This is a genomic window from Gelidibacter mesophilus DSM 14095, assembly GCF_000423005.1.
GTDB lineage: Bacteria > Bacteroidota > Bacteroidia > Flavobacteriales > Flavobacteriaceae > Gelidibacter > Gelidibacter mesophilus.
In genome coordinates this window covers 147,594-165,072 of sequence record NZ_AUHD01000004.1, presented here as the reverse complement: position 1 = coordinate 165,072, position 17,479 = coordinate 147,594, and the positions used below count along the sequence as shown (strand labels likewise).

At 37.5% G+C, this 17,479-nt stretch carries 12 protein-coding genes; 8 read left to right on the top strand and 4 right to left on the bottom strand.

Annotated features, from left to right (window positions below; translation table 11 throughout):
* Positions 1 to 7: 7 nt before the first annotated feature.
* Positions 8 to 4,042 (bottom strand): gliding motility-associated C-terminal domain-containing protein, encoded by a 4,035-nt coding sequence (locus G525_RS0104150; protein WP_027125033.1) that lies wholly within the window; start codon positions 4,040 to 4,042, stop codon positions 8 to 10.
* 177 nt (positions 4,043 to 4,219) lie between these two features.
* Complete coding sequence (locus tag G525_RS0104145; protein WP_157491880.1) at positions 4,220 to 6,709, bottom strand: LysM peptidoglycan-binding domain-containing protein; 2,490 nt, start codon at positions 6,707 to 6,709, stop codon at positions 4,220 to 4,222.
* A gap of 396 nt (positions 6,710 to 7,105) precedes the next feature.
* On the opposite strand from G525_RS0104145, the gene G525_RS0104135 reads away from it, so the two are divergent.
* The 5 genes from G525_RS0104135 to G525_RS0104115 all read left to right on the top strand — a co-directional run bounded on the left by G525_RS0104135 (position 7,106) and on the right by G525_RS0104115 (position 11,750).
* Positions 7,106 to 7,957: a universal stress protein gene (locus G525_RS0104135; protein ID WP_027125031.1), complete on the top strand. Its 852-nt coding sequence runs from the start codon at positions 7,106 to 7,108 to the stop codon at positions 7,955 to 7,957.
* Between the two features lie 259 nt (positions 7,958 to 8,216).
* Positions 8,217 to 9,077: a universal stress protein gene (locus G525_RS0104130; RefSeq protein WP_027125030.1), complete on the top strand. Its 861-nt coding sequence runs from the start codon at positions 8,217 to 8,219 to the stop codon at positions 9,075 to 9,077.
* Positions 9,078 to 9,092: 15 nt separating this feature from the next.
* On the top strand, positions 9,093 to 9,959 hold the full coding sequence (locus tag G525_RS0104125; protein WP_027125029.1) for a universal stress protein: 867 nt from the start codon (positions 9,093 to 9,095) through the stop codon (positions 9,957 to 9,959).
* Positions 9,956 to 10,798 (top strand): universal stress protein, encoded by an 843-nt coding sequence (locus G525_RS0104120; protein ID WP_027125028.1) that lies wholly within the window; start codon positions 9,956 to 9,958, stop codon positions 10,796 to 10,798. Before G525_RS0104125 ends, G525_RS0104120 begins: the two co-directional genes overlap by 4 nt.
* Positions 10,799 to 10,895: 97 nt before the next feature.
* Positions 10,896 to 11,750 (top strand): universal stress protein, encoded by an 855-nt coding sequence (locus G525_RS0104115; protein ID WP_027125027.1) that lies wholly within the window; start codon positions 10,896 to 10,898, stop codon positions 11,748 to 11,750.
* Positions 11,751 to 12,082: 332 nt separating this feature from the next.
* Here the strand turns inward: G525_RS0104115 and G525_RS0104110 are convergent, their stop codons facing one another.
* Complete coding sequence (locus tag G525_RS0104110) at positions 12,083 to 12,433, bottom strand: GIY-YIG nuclease family protein (protein ID WP_027125026.1); 351 nt, start codon at positions 12,431 to 12,433, stop codon at positions 12,083 to 12,085.
* 44 nt (positions 12,434 to 12,477) lie between these two features.
* Entirely contained in the window at positions 12,478 to 14,007 is a 1,530-nt protein-coding gene (locus G525_RS0104105; RefSeq protein ID WP_051209778.1) for a sulfatase, read from the bottom strand.
* A 568-nt stretch (positions 14,008 to 14,575) separates the two neighbouring features.
* On the opposite strand from G525_RS0104105, the gene G525_RS0104100 reads away from it, so the two are divergent.
* From G525_RS0104100 to G525_RS0104090, 3 genes are all read left to right on the top strand, one after another.
* Entirely contained in the window at positions 14,576 to 15,247 is a 672-nt protein-coding gene (locus G525_RS0104100) for a hypothetical protein (RefSeq protein WP_027125024.1), read from the top strand.
* A gap of 220 nt (positions 15,248 to 15,467) precedes the next feature.
* Positions 15,468 to 16,505, top strand: coding sequence for a hypothetical protein (locus G525_RS0104095; protein ID WP_157491879.1), 1,038 nt, complete (start codon positions 15,468 to 15,470; stop codon positions 16,503 to 16,505).
* 134 nt (positions 16,506 to 16,639) lie between these two features.
* Positions 16,640 to 17,332, top strand: coding sequence for a hypothetical protein (locus tag G525_RS0104090; RefSeq protein ID WP_027125022.1), 693 nt, complete (start codon positions 16,640 to 16,642; stop codon positions 17,330 to 17,332).
* Positions 17,333 to 17,479: the final 147 nt, after the last annotated feature.

Below are 17,479 nucleotides of genomic sequence, written 5' to 3'. Positions count from 1 at the left end.
ATTCGGATTACCTGCTAAGGTAGACGCTACCTTGTAGCGTTTTGCTATTTGGGTTATTGAGTTCCAATATATAATAGTAAACTCCTACTGGTAAAACACCGTTACCCACTTCTCGGCCTTGATTTGAAGTGCCATCCCAATTAGGGGTATTGATATCACCTTTGTAAAGGATATTCCCATAGCGGTTATAAATTTGCAATTTGAAATCAGGATATAATTCTCTTAGGTTTTTGATTCTAAAATCATCATTAATGTTGTCACCATTTGGACTAAAGCCATCCGGAATGATAAGTCCTAATGAATCACATTGATCAATTTTGACCGTTACGGCCAATCGAATGCCGTTGGTACAACCATTAACGGTACTGTTTGAAGCATAATAAGTATCGCCATCTACCAAAGGCATGTCATCAGAATAAGCATTGCCATTCTCTAATGCGTCATACCATATAATTTGATCAGCACCAATGAGATTGCTCGTTAAATTGGCAATAGTCGGGTTATCATCAAAACAGAATGTATTTCCGTTAGTAACCAGTTGCGGTGTTTGTGCTTGCTCTATATTAAATGTTACTGTAGGAAGTGCGCTTGACGCCGTACCACAATTTGTTACAGGGTCCAAAAGATTCAAAATGGTGAAGGTCGTAGACCCAAGAACGGTTAATTGCGAATCAGGTATTGAAATAACAGCGTTGCCGTTAGTCATTGTGACAGCTACTGTGTCTTCTGTGTTATTGGCACCTGTGAGCGCATAATTAAGGTTGTAATTTCCATCATTGAGTTGTGTTGCGCCTGATAAATTGATGACAACAGCCTCATCTAAACAAATGTCATTGGTGCTAAGCGTTAAACCTGTAATATTTGGTGATTGGACAATTGCAACCGTTACAATTGCTGAATCAGTACCACATGCGGTGGTGATGGTATAGGTGTATGCGCCGGCAGAATCCAATACAGGATTAAAAATGCCAGAACCACTTGCCAGAGCTGGGGACCAAGTACCGCCAAGATCAGGCGTTCCCCCGAGACTTTCAAAAAGGTCTTGAGGGGCGTCGTTTGAACAGATTGCCAATCGGCTTCCTGAACCTGCTTGAGGTATTTTGGCGATAGAGACAGTAACTTTGGCCGTGGCATCGCCACAAGGAGCATCGCCTTTAATTGTATATGTATAAACCCCAGCGGCATCTTTAGAAGGGTCAAAAACCCCAGTACCACTAGACAAGGCTGGTGTCCATGTACCACCAGATTCTGGAGTACCACCCAAACTGTTAAATAAGTCTTGTGGCGTACCGTCAATACAAATGGATAATGCACCATCCGTGCCAGGTTCTGCAACAGGACTGATAGCTACATTGATTATGGCCGTTGCTACTCCGCAAGGTGCAACACCCGGAACAGTATAAGTGTAATTTCCAGGTGCGTCTTTTGAAGGATCAAAAATACCAGTGCCACTTGCCAAGGCTGGCGACCAAACTCCTCCTGTTTCTGGGGTGCCACCCAAACTATTAAAAAGATCTTTAGAGGCATCATTGCTACATACAATGACACTTCCGTTAGTGCCAGCATTTGCTAGCGGATTTATGGTAACCGTAACCGTAGATGTGGATTCTCCGCAAGGTGTGATTCCTGAAATAGAGTAGATATAGGTACCCGCAGCATCTTTTGAAGGATCAAAAACTCCAGTGCCACTTACCAAAGCTGGTGACCATGTGCCTCCTGACTCTGGGGTGCCACCCAAACTGTTAAAAAGATCTTGTGGAGCACTATCAATACATAATGCTAAATTGCCGTCAGTTCCTGGTTCTGCAGCGGGGTTGACCGTCACATTAACTATGGCTATTGCAGGTCCGCATGGGGCATTACCCTGAACTGTGTAGGTGTAATTTCCGGCGGTGTCTACCGAAGGATCAAATACTCCTGTACCGCTGACAAGGGCAGGAGACCAGGTGCCTCCTGTTTCAGGAGTGCCACCTAAACTGTCAAAAAGATTTTGTGGCGCCTCATTACTACATAAAATTAGGCTGCCATTCGTACCAGCGTTCGCTAAAGGATTGATGGTTACGGTTACCGTAGAAGACGCATCTCCACAAGGTGTAATACCTGAGAGATTATAGATATAAGTACCAGCTAGATCTTTGGAAGGATCGAAAACTCCCGTGCCACTTGCTAAGGCCGGTGTCCATGTGCCACCCGGTTGCGGCGAGCCGCCCAAACTGTTAAAAAGATCTTGCGGAGCACTATCAATACATAATATTAAGTTGCCATTGGTGCCCGGTTCTGTTTCGGGGTTGACGGATACATTCACAGTGGCGGTAGCCTCTCCACATGGAGAAGTCCCCTGAACTGTATAGGTGTAAACTCCTGGAGCATCTTGTGCTGGATCAAAAACACCATTCCCACTTATCAATGCAGGCGACCAAGTACCTCCTGGTTTTGGAGTACCGTTCAGGCTATTAAAGAGATCTTGGGATGCATCATTACTACATAAAACCAAGCTGCCGTTATTACCAGCATCAGCCTTTGGAATGATGGTCACGGAAACCTGAGAAGTGGCTTCTCCGCAGGGCGCAATTCCTTGAACTGTATAAATATAATTGCCAGCAGGGTCTACCGAAGGGTCAAAAACACCAGTGCCACTTGCCAATGCAGGCGTCCAGGTGCCTCCTGACTGGGGAGATCCTCCTAAGCTATTGAATAAATCCTCAGGTGCACTATCTTCACAAAGTGTTAAATTACCATTGATGCCAGGGTCAGCTTCTGGATTGACAGTAACCTCGACGGTTGCCGAAACTTCCCCACAAGGTGGAACGCCCTGAATAGTATAAGTATAAAGTCCTGCAGCATCTTTGGATGGATCAAAAATCCCGGTACCACTGGCTAATGCAGGAGACCAAATTCCGCCAAATTCGGGCGTACCTTCCAGTCTTTCGAAAAGATCCTGTGCCGAATCATTGACACAAAGTACTAAAGAACCATTAGTTCCAGGATCCGGTCCTTCAATAATTAAAATACTAACGGTTGATGAGCTGGTTGGACACGTTTCAGAAGACACGCTATAAGTAAACACATAAGGACTCTCGTTAACATTCATGGTACTGACATTGACCCGGCCAGTACTGCCATTGGTAGTTGGCAACGGGCCTGACCATGTACCATTGGTATCTGGCGTCCCTAAAAGACCGTCAAATAAATTAATTGTGTTGGTACTGACCAGACCTGTTTCACATATTTCTATTTCGCCATTGCCACCAGAATTGTTTGGCGGGATGATTTCGACGGTCACTTGTAATCGTCCTATGCTTTCACAAGGAGGGTCGACTGTTGTCGCAAAATAACTTTCGCCATCAATCAAAGGTGTTGTTAATGGGAGAGGAGAACCAGACGCCGAGGTGCTATACCAGTTGTTGGATCCGGAAGCCTCTAAATCGGCTACCGTTGGAGGAACGTCATTACAAAATTGTTGAATAGAACTCCCGGAGGGTAAGGGCACAATTCCGACACTTACAAGAACTGAGAATCTTGAAGTTCTACACCCTGTATAAGGATTGGATTGATTGACATAATAAATAGTACCGTCTGTCAACAAGGTAGTGGGGGTCAATGGGGATCCTCCTGTAGGTACATTATACCATTGGACATCATTCCCAACGACAAATAGGTCAGAAATCGTAGCATCCTCTGGTTGCTCTACACAAACACCTTGATAGCTGAGTGCCACGGGAGGACCAAAAATAATGGCCTTGACACGTTGTCGTGAACCACATGAACCCGTAAGATCGTCCGCATAATAATCTTGGTTATTTATTAAACCTTGAGTATTAGAAAGTGGTATTGTGGATGTTGGTGTGCTGTACCAACGAACTCCTCCACCATTGTTGGTTGCTACAAGGTTTCCTACCATGGGGGCTTGAATATCACAAAAGCTCTGCGTTGGATTAACTACTGTTGGACATTGTCCAAAAGAACTTAATGTGGTAATCATACACCATAAGGCGGCAACAATAAATTTATTATAGAGATGTGCTTTTGTAGTTTTTTTCATAAATTTAAAAGGCGGTTCGTTGGATTTAACCGAGAATTCATTGTCATGTTAGCTATTGGGATCCTGCAATTTATTTATTTTCGATAGGTATGGTCATTTGTTTTTTTTTGTTCCACTTTACCAACTCAATATTGATTTCTTTTAAAACTAGAAACGTATAATCTCTTATCATTTATATTACTCAGCTTGTCGGATACTATCACCTGAGTCATATTGTAAGATGTAAATTCCGCCATTATTATAACCACCAAGGGCGTTTTTTTCATAATTAAATTTGAGTTGCGTATATTCCGTTATATCGTATATTGCTGTATTCTCAAAGCTTTGTTCTTGAGTGAGTCTCAATAAACTGTCAAAAGTAATATCAAATCCAAACATCGTATTTCTTGATGGGAATACATTATAGTCTTTTAAATAGTCTCCCAAAAATTTCTTAGAACTCACCGTTGATTTTTCAGGGATCAAAGATGGAAAAATCATTTTTAAAATCCGATATCTTTTTTGGGATACATCACCATCGTCAGGAACCAACGATGCTTCTAAAACAGCTAATTGAAGGGAGTAGTTTGATAACTGCCCCAAAAGGATGTTGGTGGTGTTTAAAAACACACTATTTCTTTCACTGTCAATAACCACAAAATTGAGCTGGTCCTTTTTAAATTTAGACAACAACTCACTTTCACTGAACGTACCATTTATTTTGATATTGATAATGTCAGCACTCGGCACATAATCTGAAACAAAATTTTTGCTTTCCGTACGATAACTATCACTTAGTACAATAATATGGGCTTGTTTAGACAGCATATAATCGAGTACTTTTATTTTTTGCTGGTTGATGGACGGCAAGGCGCTATATAAATTATTGGTCGTAATTTGATGCGCAATTGTTGATGCCGTTATGACTGGAATAGTGCTGCCCTCAGAAAAGGTGGCCAAGTCTTCTTCCATAGTTTCATAAAACGGTAAGATGATGGCATCATAGTCCTTGTAATTGTTCTGTTTGGTCAATGATTGGATTTTGGAAGTTTGTTTTGTGTCTTGCGCTTCTTCTATGTCCATCGTAATATCGAGGTTCATCTTTCTAATCGAATCAATAGCAATGTTGGCGCCTTTGTAAAATTCCATATGATACCTTTTGAAATCATCACTAATAGAATTGAATTTGTAGCCGTTTTCAGCGAAATTATCATATTCTGATTTTGAAAAAGGAAGAAAGAATAGAACACGTTTAGATTGTGACGTGTTCGCAGATGCTTTCAAATCGCGATATTGAGAAGTGGTTCTCACCACTTTTGATGCGACTGGTGTGTTGGATACCACTTTTTCAACCGGGTCATTTTTTGGCATTTTTATTAGGGAGCCAATTTGAACGGATTGTTCTAATTGTGGATTGAGAATCAGAAATTCAGACATGGTCATGCCTGCTCTTCTTGAAAGATCAAATAGGGTTTCTTTAGGTTTTATTTTATATAAGTCGTACGCTGTATCTGATGGAGTAGCAGTTGCCGACGCCTTTACTATTTCTTCAGGTTGATCCTTGGTTGAAACGACACTTTCTATAGACTCTTTTTGTGCTACGCTATCTTTTGATGGTGTTTCAAGTGAAGTAGCCGTTTCGTTTTTCTTAATCAGTAGTTCTTCAGGTTGTTTTTCAGGAGTAACACCAGCTTCTACTGCTTTTTCTTGAAGGATAATTTTGTCGGTTTGACCATTATTAACTGTTACCTTTTCAGGAGTTTGGATTTCTTTTGGTTGCTCTATAATAGGAACACCATTTTCCCTTTCTTGTGGCAGATTTATTTTTGATTTTTCTGAGTTGACGGCAACAGGCTTAGCAATTTTTTCTTCAAGAATGATGTTATCCGTCTGTACCTCTTTTATAACTGAAGTTTCCTCTTTGAGGTCCTCTCGCGAATCATTGATCTGATTTTCAACAGGATTTGTAGCGCGCTGTTCTTCGGCTTCACCTGAATCAGTAGGAATCTTAAGAATTTGACCCACGATAAGCATGTTTCTTATATGGGGATTTGTTCGTTCCAACTCAGGAATTGTCGTATTGAAGCGTTTGGCTAGTCCGAATTTAGTATCTCCGCTTACAACACGATAGCTCTCAATAACATTAGATTTTACCTCCGGATTGCTGTTCTTAGGAATAGTTGGTTTCGCTTCGCTCACGATAGTTTTTGTTGGTGTTATCGGTGCTTTTTTCTCCACGGTTTTTGGTGCTGGTATATGAGCTGTTGAAGCATTTTGGATCTCTAATACATGCCCTGCTTCCAAACCAGAAATAATATGTGGGTTTTGCGATTCGAGTTCTCTTATGCTCATCTCAAAGCGTTTGGCAAGACTATATTTTGTATCCCCGTATTTGACCGTGTAGCTAATAGACGAGCTCACCACCGAAACTTTAATTGAATCAGAACTACTATTCAGGATGGGGGTTTTAATTTTGCTTTCCGGGATGATTAGAATATCACCCGCCACAATACTTTGGAAATTATTGGGATTGGCCTGTTGCAGATCAAAAGGTGTCACGCTATATCTTTTGGCTATGGACAATATAGTTTCGCCATTGCTAACAGTGTGCTTTTTAGGGCATTCCTGTGCGATGCCCATATAAAAGCATAAGAAAAATAGCGGTAAAAACACAAAAAGTCGCTTCATTTTAATCACTTATGGTGGAAGGTTTGGTTGAATATCACAATAAATCTGATAAAAATACCAAAAAATCCGACAAGAGGACTATTTGCATGCAAAAATATTCAAATTTTGTTAAAAATAATTTTTTATGAATATCAACATAAATTGTCATTGGAAGATCCTAATTTAGAGCTTAGGAATTTTTATTAGTGAGCAGTAGGGAATGGGTATAGGGCTTTTGTAAGAAGTTCAAAACATGAGGGTTTTTTAAAATGATAGTGGGAGGAATTTTGACACGTTAACGATTTAAACCTGTTAATGTCTCAAGCTCAGCTAAAAACGGACACACATGACCAATATCATTTCAAGTTAAGAAACCTCGTTCTAACTTTGTGCTGTTTATATTAATGACGGATTTCTATGAAAAATATTTTATTGCCTACTGACTTTTCTGAAAACTCTTGGAATGCTATTGCTTATGCACTTAAGTTTTTCGAGAAAACAAATTGCAACTTTTATGTGTTACACGTCAATGCTTTAAGTTATATAGCGGCTAATGATTCGCCATATGTTCAAGATAAGGATTTTGGAGAAAACACGTTTACGAAACCAGCCAAAAAACAATTAGCAACACTTCTTAAGCGCATTTCAACCGATTTTCCTGAAAATCAGAATCACCAATTTTTCAAACTTACCGATTATAATTTTTTTGTGGAGTCTGTGCGCCATCAGGTATCAGAAAAGAATATAGATATGATTGTAATGGGGACCAAAGGTGCCACGGGATTGAGAAAAGTAATCGTGGGCAGTAATGCGGCCGATGTGATAAAAAAGGTAAAGTGTCCAACTTTGGTCGTGCCAGAGGAGGCAGCATTTGTGGACTTGGATGAAATTGCATTTCCTACAGATTATTATTTGAATTTTGGAGTTGATCTTTTAAAACCACTCTATAATATTTTGGCTGTTCACAAGTCAAGTTTACAGGTGGTACACATCACTAATAAAGTTGAAGATTTGAGCATTGGCCAGCAAGAGAATAAAGATCTCTTGAACGATTATTTTAATAAGTTTAAGACGAAGTTTTACAATCTTGCCAATAAAAATGTAGAAGACGCTATTGAGTGTTTTGTACAAAGTAGAGATATCAAAATGGTGGCCATGGTGGCAAAAAATTTGAATTACTTTCAGCGGATCTTGTTTCATTCAAAAGTTGAAGAAATCACATACCATACTCGAATTCCGTTTTTGGTCATGCATGATAAAATGAATTGATACGACATTCAATTCAGAGTCGTTAACCTACTTATTTATTTATCCTATTTCGATCGCAAATTCAATTACTATCGTCACTGGAAGTGTCAGGATAACATACTTATTTCTGAATAAAGGATTAGGAAGATTTTAAAACTGAATCTATAAATCTATCTAACGGCTGATGAAGTTTTCTGTGCCCTTCTTTTGAAATGACATTAATCATAGTTTATCTTATTTTAAAGTCCTAATTTTATCACATGCTCAAAAATATAACACTATGATTTCCATTCTTTTCCCAACAGATTTTTCTGAGAATTCAATGAATGCCATCAGATATGCCTTAGAATTTTTTAAATATGAAAAGGCTGAATTTTATTTTATGAATGCCTATCAAAAGGAATTCTATGATCATGAAGATTTAGTTTCACGTGAGGTTTATAATGAGGTTTTGGAACGCGTTAAAAACCAGTCCGAAGCTAATTTGGCAAATCTTTTAAAGTCGGTTAAAGAAATTTCTCCAAATCCAAAATTCAAATATCACAGTATTTCTGCCCATAACACACTTGTTGAAGAAGCAAACACCATTGCGGATACCAAAAATATTGACCTGATTGTCATGGGAACCAAAGGAAAATCAGATAATCGCAATATTGTATTTGGAAGCGAAACCTTTCAAGTTTTAAAATATGTACAATGTCCGGTTTTGGCAGTCCCAGCCAATTATACCAACACCCAACCAAGACGGATTCTGTTTCCTACAGATTATCTTATTCCCTACAAACGTAGGGAATTGAAATTGCTATGTGATCTGGCAGCGCCCTACAGAAGTATCATTGATGTGCTGTATGTTTCGAAAAGTAACAAATTATCCATCCGTCAAGAAGATAATCAAGCCTTTCTTAAAGATGTTATTTGTAAAACTGAAATCAATTTTCAAACCTCCCAAAATAAAAACGTTGCAGTGGGTATTAAGGATTATATAAAAGAGAATGCTGTAGATATGCTCGTGATGGTTAACAGTCAGTACTCGTTTTTAGAAAACATGTTGTTTCCATCTACCATAGATAAAGTTAGTCTCGATCTGGAGATCCCATTATTGGCTATGCAAAATTCAAGACGTTCAATGCCGTTGCTATAACATTTTATTTAGGTCATGAAAAATATACTTTTACCTACTGATTTTTCTGATAATTCTTGGAATGCTATACGATATGCCGTGCAGTTTTTAAAAAATGATCAATGCACATTTTATTTATTCAATGCTTATACACCAGTGATATATGATCTGTCTTATGCTCTAAATTACAGGTCTGAACAATTTGGTCTTCGCGATCCGATAAGAAAAGCTTCAAGAGAAAAGTTAAACGAATTGAGCGCGCAGATTATAGAGAAATTTGGCACCAATCCAAACCATCAATTTAAAATTATTGCTCGTTTTGAAACCTTGATTGTTGGTATCAAAGAATTGATTGAAGAACGTCATATTGACTTGGTATTCATGGGGACCAAAGGTGCAACTGGTGCAAAAAAAATTTTCTTTGGTTCTAATACTGTTCAAGTCGTTGGGGAGATTCAATGCCCTGTGTTGGCAATTCCTTCAAATTTTGACTATGTGGCACCACAAGAGATTTTGTTTCCCACGGACCTAAAAATCGATTATGACTATTCCCAACTAGAAATTCTTAAAAAAATAGTGCAGTTGCACCATTCTAAAATCAATGTCTTACATGTTAGTACAGGTCATGACTTGAGCACTTCGCAAACTGTTAATAAGGACAAGTTAACGAAGCTGTTAAAAAAACTGAACTATGAGTTCCAGGAGTTTGAAGACATGGAAATTCCTCACGCAATTGATAAATTTCAGAATAAACAACCCGTTGATTTGTTAGTGATGATCAATAATCGACAAACATTTTTTGAAAACTTGATTTTCAAAGATACCATCGATCAAATAGGATTCTATTTGACGATTCCATTTCTCGTAATTCCATTAAAAAAATATAAAACGAAACTACCATGACATCACTCAAGCGACGTGTCTTAATACCAACCGATTTTTCAAATAATGCGTGGAGCGCTACTCTTTATGCCATAAACTTATATGCACAGCAAGACTGTATATTTTATTTTCTGAATTCATGGTCTCTTACTCATGCCGATTCAAGAGCCTATATTACCACTAGTTTTGTAGATGGGCTTGCTGAAAATTCTAATCGAAAATTGGAGGAATTGAAAGCGCGTATCATAAAGCTAAATATTAATTCAAATCATAATTTTGAAGTGCTCAGTACCTCAGAAGATATCACGCCAGCAATCCAAAGAGCTGTTAAAACCTATAAAATTGACTTGGTTGTAACGGGCACAAAAGGTGCGACAGGAATTGATAAATATTTTTTAGGAAGCAATACGGTAAAAATCATTCAAAATTTGAAAGATTGCCCTATGCTTGCGGTGCCTGATGCATTTGAATTTAAAACACCCAAACATATTGCATTTCCAACAGATTTTAATCGTGTTCATGATTTGAAAGAGTTACAACCATTGATTGAGTTAACAAACCTGTACACTGCCCATATTTATATCATGCATATTAAAGCAAAAGAGGGCTTGAGTGACCTACAGAAAGGCAATATGAGAGCACTCCAAAGTCATATGGAGAACTATGAGCATACTTTTCATTGGATGGAAAAAACTGGCACAAAATCAAATGAGATCAATGAGTTTATAGACCATTTTAAAATAGATATACTTGTCATGGTGCACTATAAACATAGTCTCGTGGAAAGAATAATTAAGGAGCCGGTTATCAAAAATATAGGTTACCAACCCACGGTGCCTTTTTTGGTGATCCCCAAATAAAGGGGGAAGTTCAAAGTAACAAATTCCAAATTCCCTGTCTGCCGACAGGCAGGCAAATTTTAAAAACCATCAATCACATTGAAATAAATAGATACCAATGAAAATAAAAATTTTATTGCCAACAGATTTTTCGGAGAACGCTTCACAGGCCATCAAATATGCGTTAGAACTTTATAAAGACCAAGAGTGTCTATTTTATCTTTTGAACGTCTTTTTTATAAACCCAACAAATATTGAAAGTCTGATCGGCATGGAACCAGGAAGTGACTTATTTGAGGCTGCCAAGAAAAATTCGAAACGCCAGTTGGATCAATTGTTAAGTGAGGTCGCCTTTGGAGAGAACGGTAATCTGAAGCATAGTTTTCAAACCATTTCAACTTTCAATGAACCTTTACAGGCCATAAAATCAATTGTGGAAGAAAAGGACATTGATCTTATTGTTATGGGAACCCGGGGTCAAACCAATACTAGAAGTAAAATTTATGGAAGCAACGCCATAGATGTAATGGAGAAAATCAGGAATTGCCCGGTAATTGTTGTGCCGCAATTGGCAAAGCGTCAACTGCCAAAAGAAATTGTGTTCCCCACCAATTATAGAACACCTTTTAAGAAGCACGAATTGAAGCATTTGATCAATATTGTTAAAATTTGTAATGCTTCCATAAAGGTTTTGCATGTTTCTGAAGATGGCAAATTAAACGAAAAGCAAACCAATAACAAAAAATTGCTGGACGAGAATTTTGAAGAGGTCAGCCACTCTTTTCACAATTTAAGTCAACTGTCAGTAGCTGCTGCCATCAATTGTTTTGTAGAAAGTAGAGAAAGTGATATGGTTGCTTTCATTAATAGTAAACATTCATTTTTTGCAAGTATTCTTAATCAGCCTTTGGTAAAAGGGATTACGTATGACTCAAAAGTTCCAATTCTAGTGATGCATGATTTGGGGAATTAGGAACAGGCTATTGAGAACAGATTATGAGATGTTTAGAAGTTAATTAAAAACGAAGAGGTTGCAGAGCGTGGTCACATCTTATTATTTCAATGTGTGTTTTTGTATAGTGCCCTTTGTTTTCCTTTTTGTAAATCTCCTTGAAAAATCCATAAAATTTGATCATTTAGGAATCGCAATTATTTCGCCTGTTTTAGGACTGAAATCGCAGTCATTTCCGTAATCTAATTCTGGAGCGATTTTCTTTATGAATTTTGAGTTGGAATTTTCCAAGATATCATTTTAGTGAGTCGATTATTAATCGTCGATTTTTCTTTGCATTGAAACGTCAAAATTTAATTAAACCAAACGGCATATCCTTCACGACGCAACTCCAGAGAGATTTGCTCCTCCGCTGTTAAGGCTTCGGCTCTTGTTAAAAACGGATCGATATGTGTGTATAAACTAGGCCTGAGGTATAATCCGTATTTCTCAACAATAGAAGCCGATAATTTGTGGCCTTTCTTATTTCTATAGCCCATTTTATGTTGCTGAAAACGTTCTATGGGCGTTTTGCTGGTCTGGCCAACGTATAAGCATTGCAAAACACCATTAAACTGTGGATTTGCGGCCCTGAACTTCGTGTTTTCATTAAAAACACGTTTTGATAGTTCAATAACATAGATGGTGTATAAGATTTTAGCCAAGGATCCTAAATTTAATAATCATTGTTTAAAGTGGAGTTTTTAATTTATCTAGGAATTACCAATTTGAATTTTTCTTGTCCATTTTCAGGATAGAGCGCATTTTTAGTGTTCATTTCATCCGATAATGCTGCCATCATAATTTTCAGTTGTTCCGGATTTTTATCTGCCAAATTATTGGTTTCAAAAGGATCTTCCTTTAAGTCGTAGAGTTCATAGCGTGGTTGACTTTTTGGTTGATAATGATAAATGATTTTCCAATCCGCATCAACTAAACTTGTAAAATAGTTGCTTCGATGATTGCCATGAGGAAAATGATTAAGAAATAAGACACGCCGTTCGTGATTTTTCTTGCCACTTAATTGATCATGAAGATCAAAACCATCCAAATTATATCGCTCTGGTGGTGTGATGTTGGTAAGATGACTAAGCGTTGGAAAAATATCCAGAATAGAGCCCAATTGGTTTTGAACCGCGTTTTGTGCAATGGGTAACTTTTTTTGGAGATTTGCTTTTTTGTTTGGTGTGACCCAAGCCGCAATAAACGGAACGCGCATGCCACCTTCCCAATGATTGCCTTTTTTACCTTTTAATGGGGAAGAACTGCTGTAATCATTTTCATTTGGCAGGGGTGCGTCTGATCCGTTGTCTCCCAAAAACAAAATAAGCGTATTTTCTCCCAAACCTAGGTTTTTGACGTGCTGCATGAGGTCTCCAAGAGATTTGTCCATTCCTTCAATAAGCGTAGCATAAGCTTGGGCATTTTCAGACTTTCCCGAATTTATATAATGATCTTTAAAACGCGCATCAGAATAAAATGGAGCGTGGACCGCGTAATGGGACATGTTGAGGAAAAATGGTTTGCCTTCTTCTTTAGCTTCCGAAATGGCCAGATTAGCTTCCAAGGTCAAAGCTTCTGTCAAAAATATGTCTTGACCATGATATTTTTCCAAACCGGGAACAGCTCTTGTGAGGTTGCCTCCGTCATGACCGAAACTTTCAGTGCCCAAATAACTTCCAGGTTGGCCAATGGAGCTGCCGGCAATATTAACATCAAATCCTAAATTTAGAGGATCTTCCCCCTCGCTATTAAATGGCCCAAAATGGGCTTTTCCGACATGAATCGTTTTATAGCCTTTTTGTTGAAGCAGTCGTGGAAGAGTTATAGATACTTTGGAAAGACCGTTCCAGTTCCATTGGGCTGGACCAAATTCGGTACGATTGTTATCTTCAGATTTTATCCAATTGGTTACGCGGTGGCGGGCAGAATTCTGTCCGGTCATTATGGACGTCCGCGAAGGAGAACACACTGAATGTGCATAAAAATTTGTAAACCGAATGCCTTGTTCGGCAAGTTTTTCCATGTTAGGGGTGATGTAATAGTCATTTAATGGATAGTTGATCAAATCACCATTGGCATTGGTTAAAAAGGGAACAGAAGTATCCATGAGGCCTATATCATCAATTAAAAAAATGATAATATTTGGAGAATTTTCTGTTTTCTCTTGTGAATTACTAAAAGTTACGCAAAACAAGAACAGCGTAACACTTATTGAAAATTGTATGTTTAAGCGCATCTATTTATTTTAAATTTGATTTATACGTTATGTGCTCTTGATTGGTGCTAAATCAATGTAAATTTCTTTTCTAATCTGATGCTATGGGCGTTGAAATGTAGATCAGGGGATCATAACGAATGAAAAAAATATAATCACGAATTTACATAAATCCATTGATTTGCAAAAGCCATAGTTTTAAACGTTTATAATTTGCTTAAAGCAATAGGTAATTGTTTTTTCAATGCAAAAACTTTAATTTCTTTAAAAATCCATCGTAAAATGGACTACGCCAATCAAATCTAAAACTAATCAAAATTTGAGAATTTTGATATTTTTGATTATTACAAATGAACCTAACTGGAAGTCTTTATTTAAAATAGATGCACTTGTAAAGTATTAGAAATTGAGTATTTTACAGAATAAGCTTCTATAGATTAATATTTTTTATATACTTCAGCCCATGGTATATCTCATACATAAGTTGTTTTTGCTTCTGCGAGTTACTGGAAGTAACATCAATAATTGTTATGCGAAACCAAAGAATGTTATTGTGGCAAACTTTAATAATTTAATCCATATTTAATAAATGAAAAAGTCAATCAGTTTAGTTTTAGGTTTAACAGCCGTTTTATTGTTCAGCGGATGTTCAAGTGTCAAAGTAATGAACTCCTGGAAAGGAGATAATGCAGCAGCTGTAAAAGATAAAAATTTTATTGTCATAGCACGTACTTCGGATACGCAATCACGAATTGCTTTTGAAAACGAGATCGTAAAACAGTTGTCTGAGAAAGGGATGAAAGCCACCGCAAGTTTTACAAAATTTCCATCACTTAATCCTGATGTGGAAGTGACGGAAGAAAGAAAAGCAGAAATTGAGAGCACTATAAAGAAAGCAGGATTTAATGCTGTGGTACTTACGGTGATCAAAGATGTTCAAAATTTGACGAAAACCACTCAAGAAGGGGGTTATTACGCAGGTGGAAACTATTATGAGTATTACCCAAGATATTATGGAGGTTTTTATGGTTATTATCACCATCCAATGTCATATTCTACCATGGGAAACTATGTGCCTGAAACCTATGTTACTTCTTCTTCAAAAAATTATATTTTAGAGACGGTAATTTATGATCTTGATGAGACAAACGAAAACCAATTAGTTGCCGTGGTGACTTCAAAAATTGAAGATCCAGAAGGTGCTTCAAAAATAGCATCACAATACGTAAAAGCTATTACCAAAAGTTTTGAGAACAAATAATTTTGAGATAGTGTGGTTTTTCCGCTTGACTTAATTCTATATATTGGATTGAGTGTCAGTTTATAGGTTAGGCAGATATGAACGTTAGACTAGTAACGATTTCTAGTGTGCTTTAGAGATAATTGACACTCATTTCAATTTTAAGTTTTTGAGATAAATGATTTTAATAGGTGCGTTTAAATAGAGGAGCAGAGGAAAATCAAAAAACAAGTAAGAATTTATGATGGTCAGACTATTCATATTAACCTTAATGGCATCCGTAGTGCTTGCTCAACAAGGGCATGCGCAATATGCTACAACTAAGGTTAAGGCAGTTCACGAAGCCTATACGGATAGTTTGAAGCAGGTGAAATACGATAATTTTTTTCCAATTTTTGGACAAAAAATTTATGAAAAGGGGTTTGATATCCCTTATCCAACGGGAGTTATGGTTAACCTTGTTTATATGAAACAAGGACTTCTTATCGATAATATGAGGTTAGGATTAAAAACCGATACTATAGACCTGCCGCTTACTGGAGTCGATTTCATTGAATTTGGCAATAATTATAGTACTGCCGAAACTGTCTTAGTAAGACCAGATATTTGGGTGCTTCCATTTTTAAATCTCTATGGTTTATTTGGTAGAGGCAGAGCAACTACTGAAATAAATCTAAAATTTCCAGTCGAGTTACAGTCGTTGGTTGAACAGAAAATAGTCTCAAATGGGTTTGGCGCTACGGCTGCAGGCGGCGTTGGACCTATTTGGCTCGCTTTAGATTGGAATGTGACTTGGACAAAGCCTGAATTGTTAGATAAATCAGTCAAAGTCAAAACTTTTGGCGCTAGAGTTGGTCATACTTTTGTTAATAGTAGAAAGCCTGACAGAAATATTGGAATCTGGATTGGTGCGATGAGTGTGGGCTTAGGTTCGAATACAGTGGGCTCGATAAAGCTTATAGATGCACTGCCTCCTGAAACTTGGGATCGTGCTGATGAAATTATCGCCTCTTATGATGATTGGTATAATAATACAGCTACACTACCGCAAAAGGTTATCGCCGACAAAACTATTGGACCACTTGTGGATGCCATTGGAGCAGCGGACGGATCAGCAGTGATTAGATATGGTCTTGACAAGCGTACCAAAGAACAATGGAATGGTATTATTGGTGGGCAGTATCAAATGAATAAAAATTGGATGTTCAGAACAGAAATAGGGGTGATAGGCGATCGTAAATCCATATTATTTTCTGCAAATTGGAGATTTTTATTATAATCAACAAACTGCCAAGGAAAAAGTGACGTGGAATACCTTCTGTTTTTAACACAGAATTATTGATTTCATAACAACTTGGTTTTGATCAAAAAAATAAACAAAAATTAACAACGTATTTATAACAAAATTAAATCATGAAAATTAAATATCATTTTATTCTTTTAGCATTAGCTTTTATATGTCTTCAAAACTGCGCTAGCACTAAGGTAATTGATTCTTGGAAAGCTGAGCCTTCTGTGGTAGACCTTTTTAAAACAAAAAAGGTACTTGTAATTGCTCGTACCGCAAATGAAAATGCAAGATATTCTTTTGAGAGAGAAATAGCTGATGCATTGCGCAACAAAGGTATTAACGCTGTTGAGAGTTATAGTAAAGCCCCAACAATTCATGCTGAACGAGAAATGTCAGAAGAACGATTGGCTATGATTAAGAGTTTAATGGATAGTGAGGGATTTACAGCAGTGGTCTTAACGGTTATCAAGGACAAAAAAGAAACTGTCAGAACAACTTCTAGTGGTTTGTATGTTGGTGCTTCATACGGGGCTTATTATCCTGGTTATTATGGTGGTTTTTATAACTATTATAATCATCCTTATGCCTATGGATCTTATTATGACTCTTTTGGAGGCTATATCCCAATGTCTTCCTCTACACGTGTTGAAACGGATTATGTCCTAGAAACTGTAGCCTATAACTTAGATGCTCCTGAAGAAAATCAATTGGTTGGCGTTGTGACTACCTCAATGGAAGACCCTAGAGATGCTTATAAAAGTGCGGCCAAGTATGTTGAACTTATGATTGAAAGTTTGGAAACTCCAAAAAAATAAGCGCTCCTAAATTCTGTTTATTGACTTGGTAGTCAATAAAATAACGTTCTAAGTTACAATATTTCAGAATTATATTTATCTTTAAATTACAGCAATTCCCCTACGGCTCGCCTAGGGGTTTTTGATTTTACCATCGCGCAAGAATTT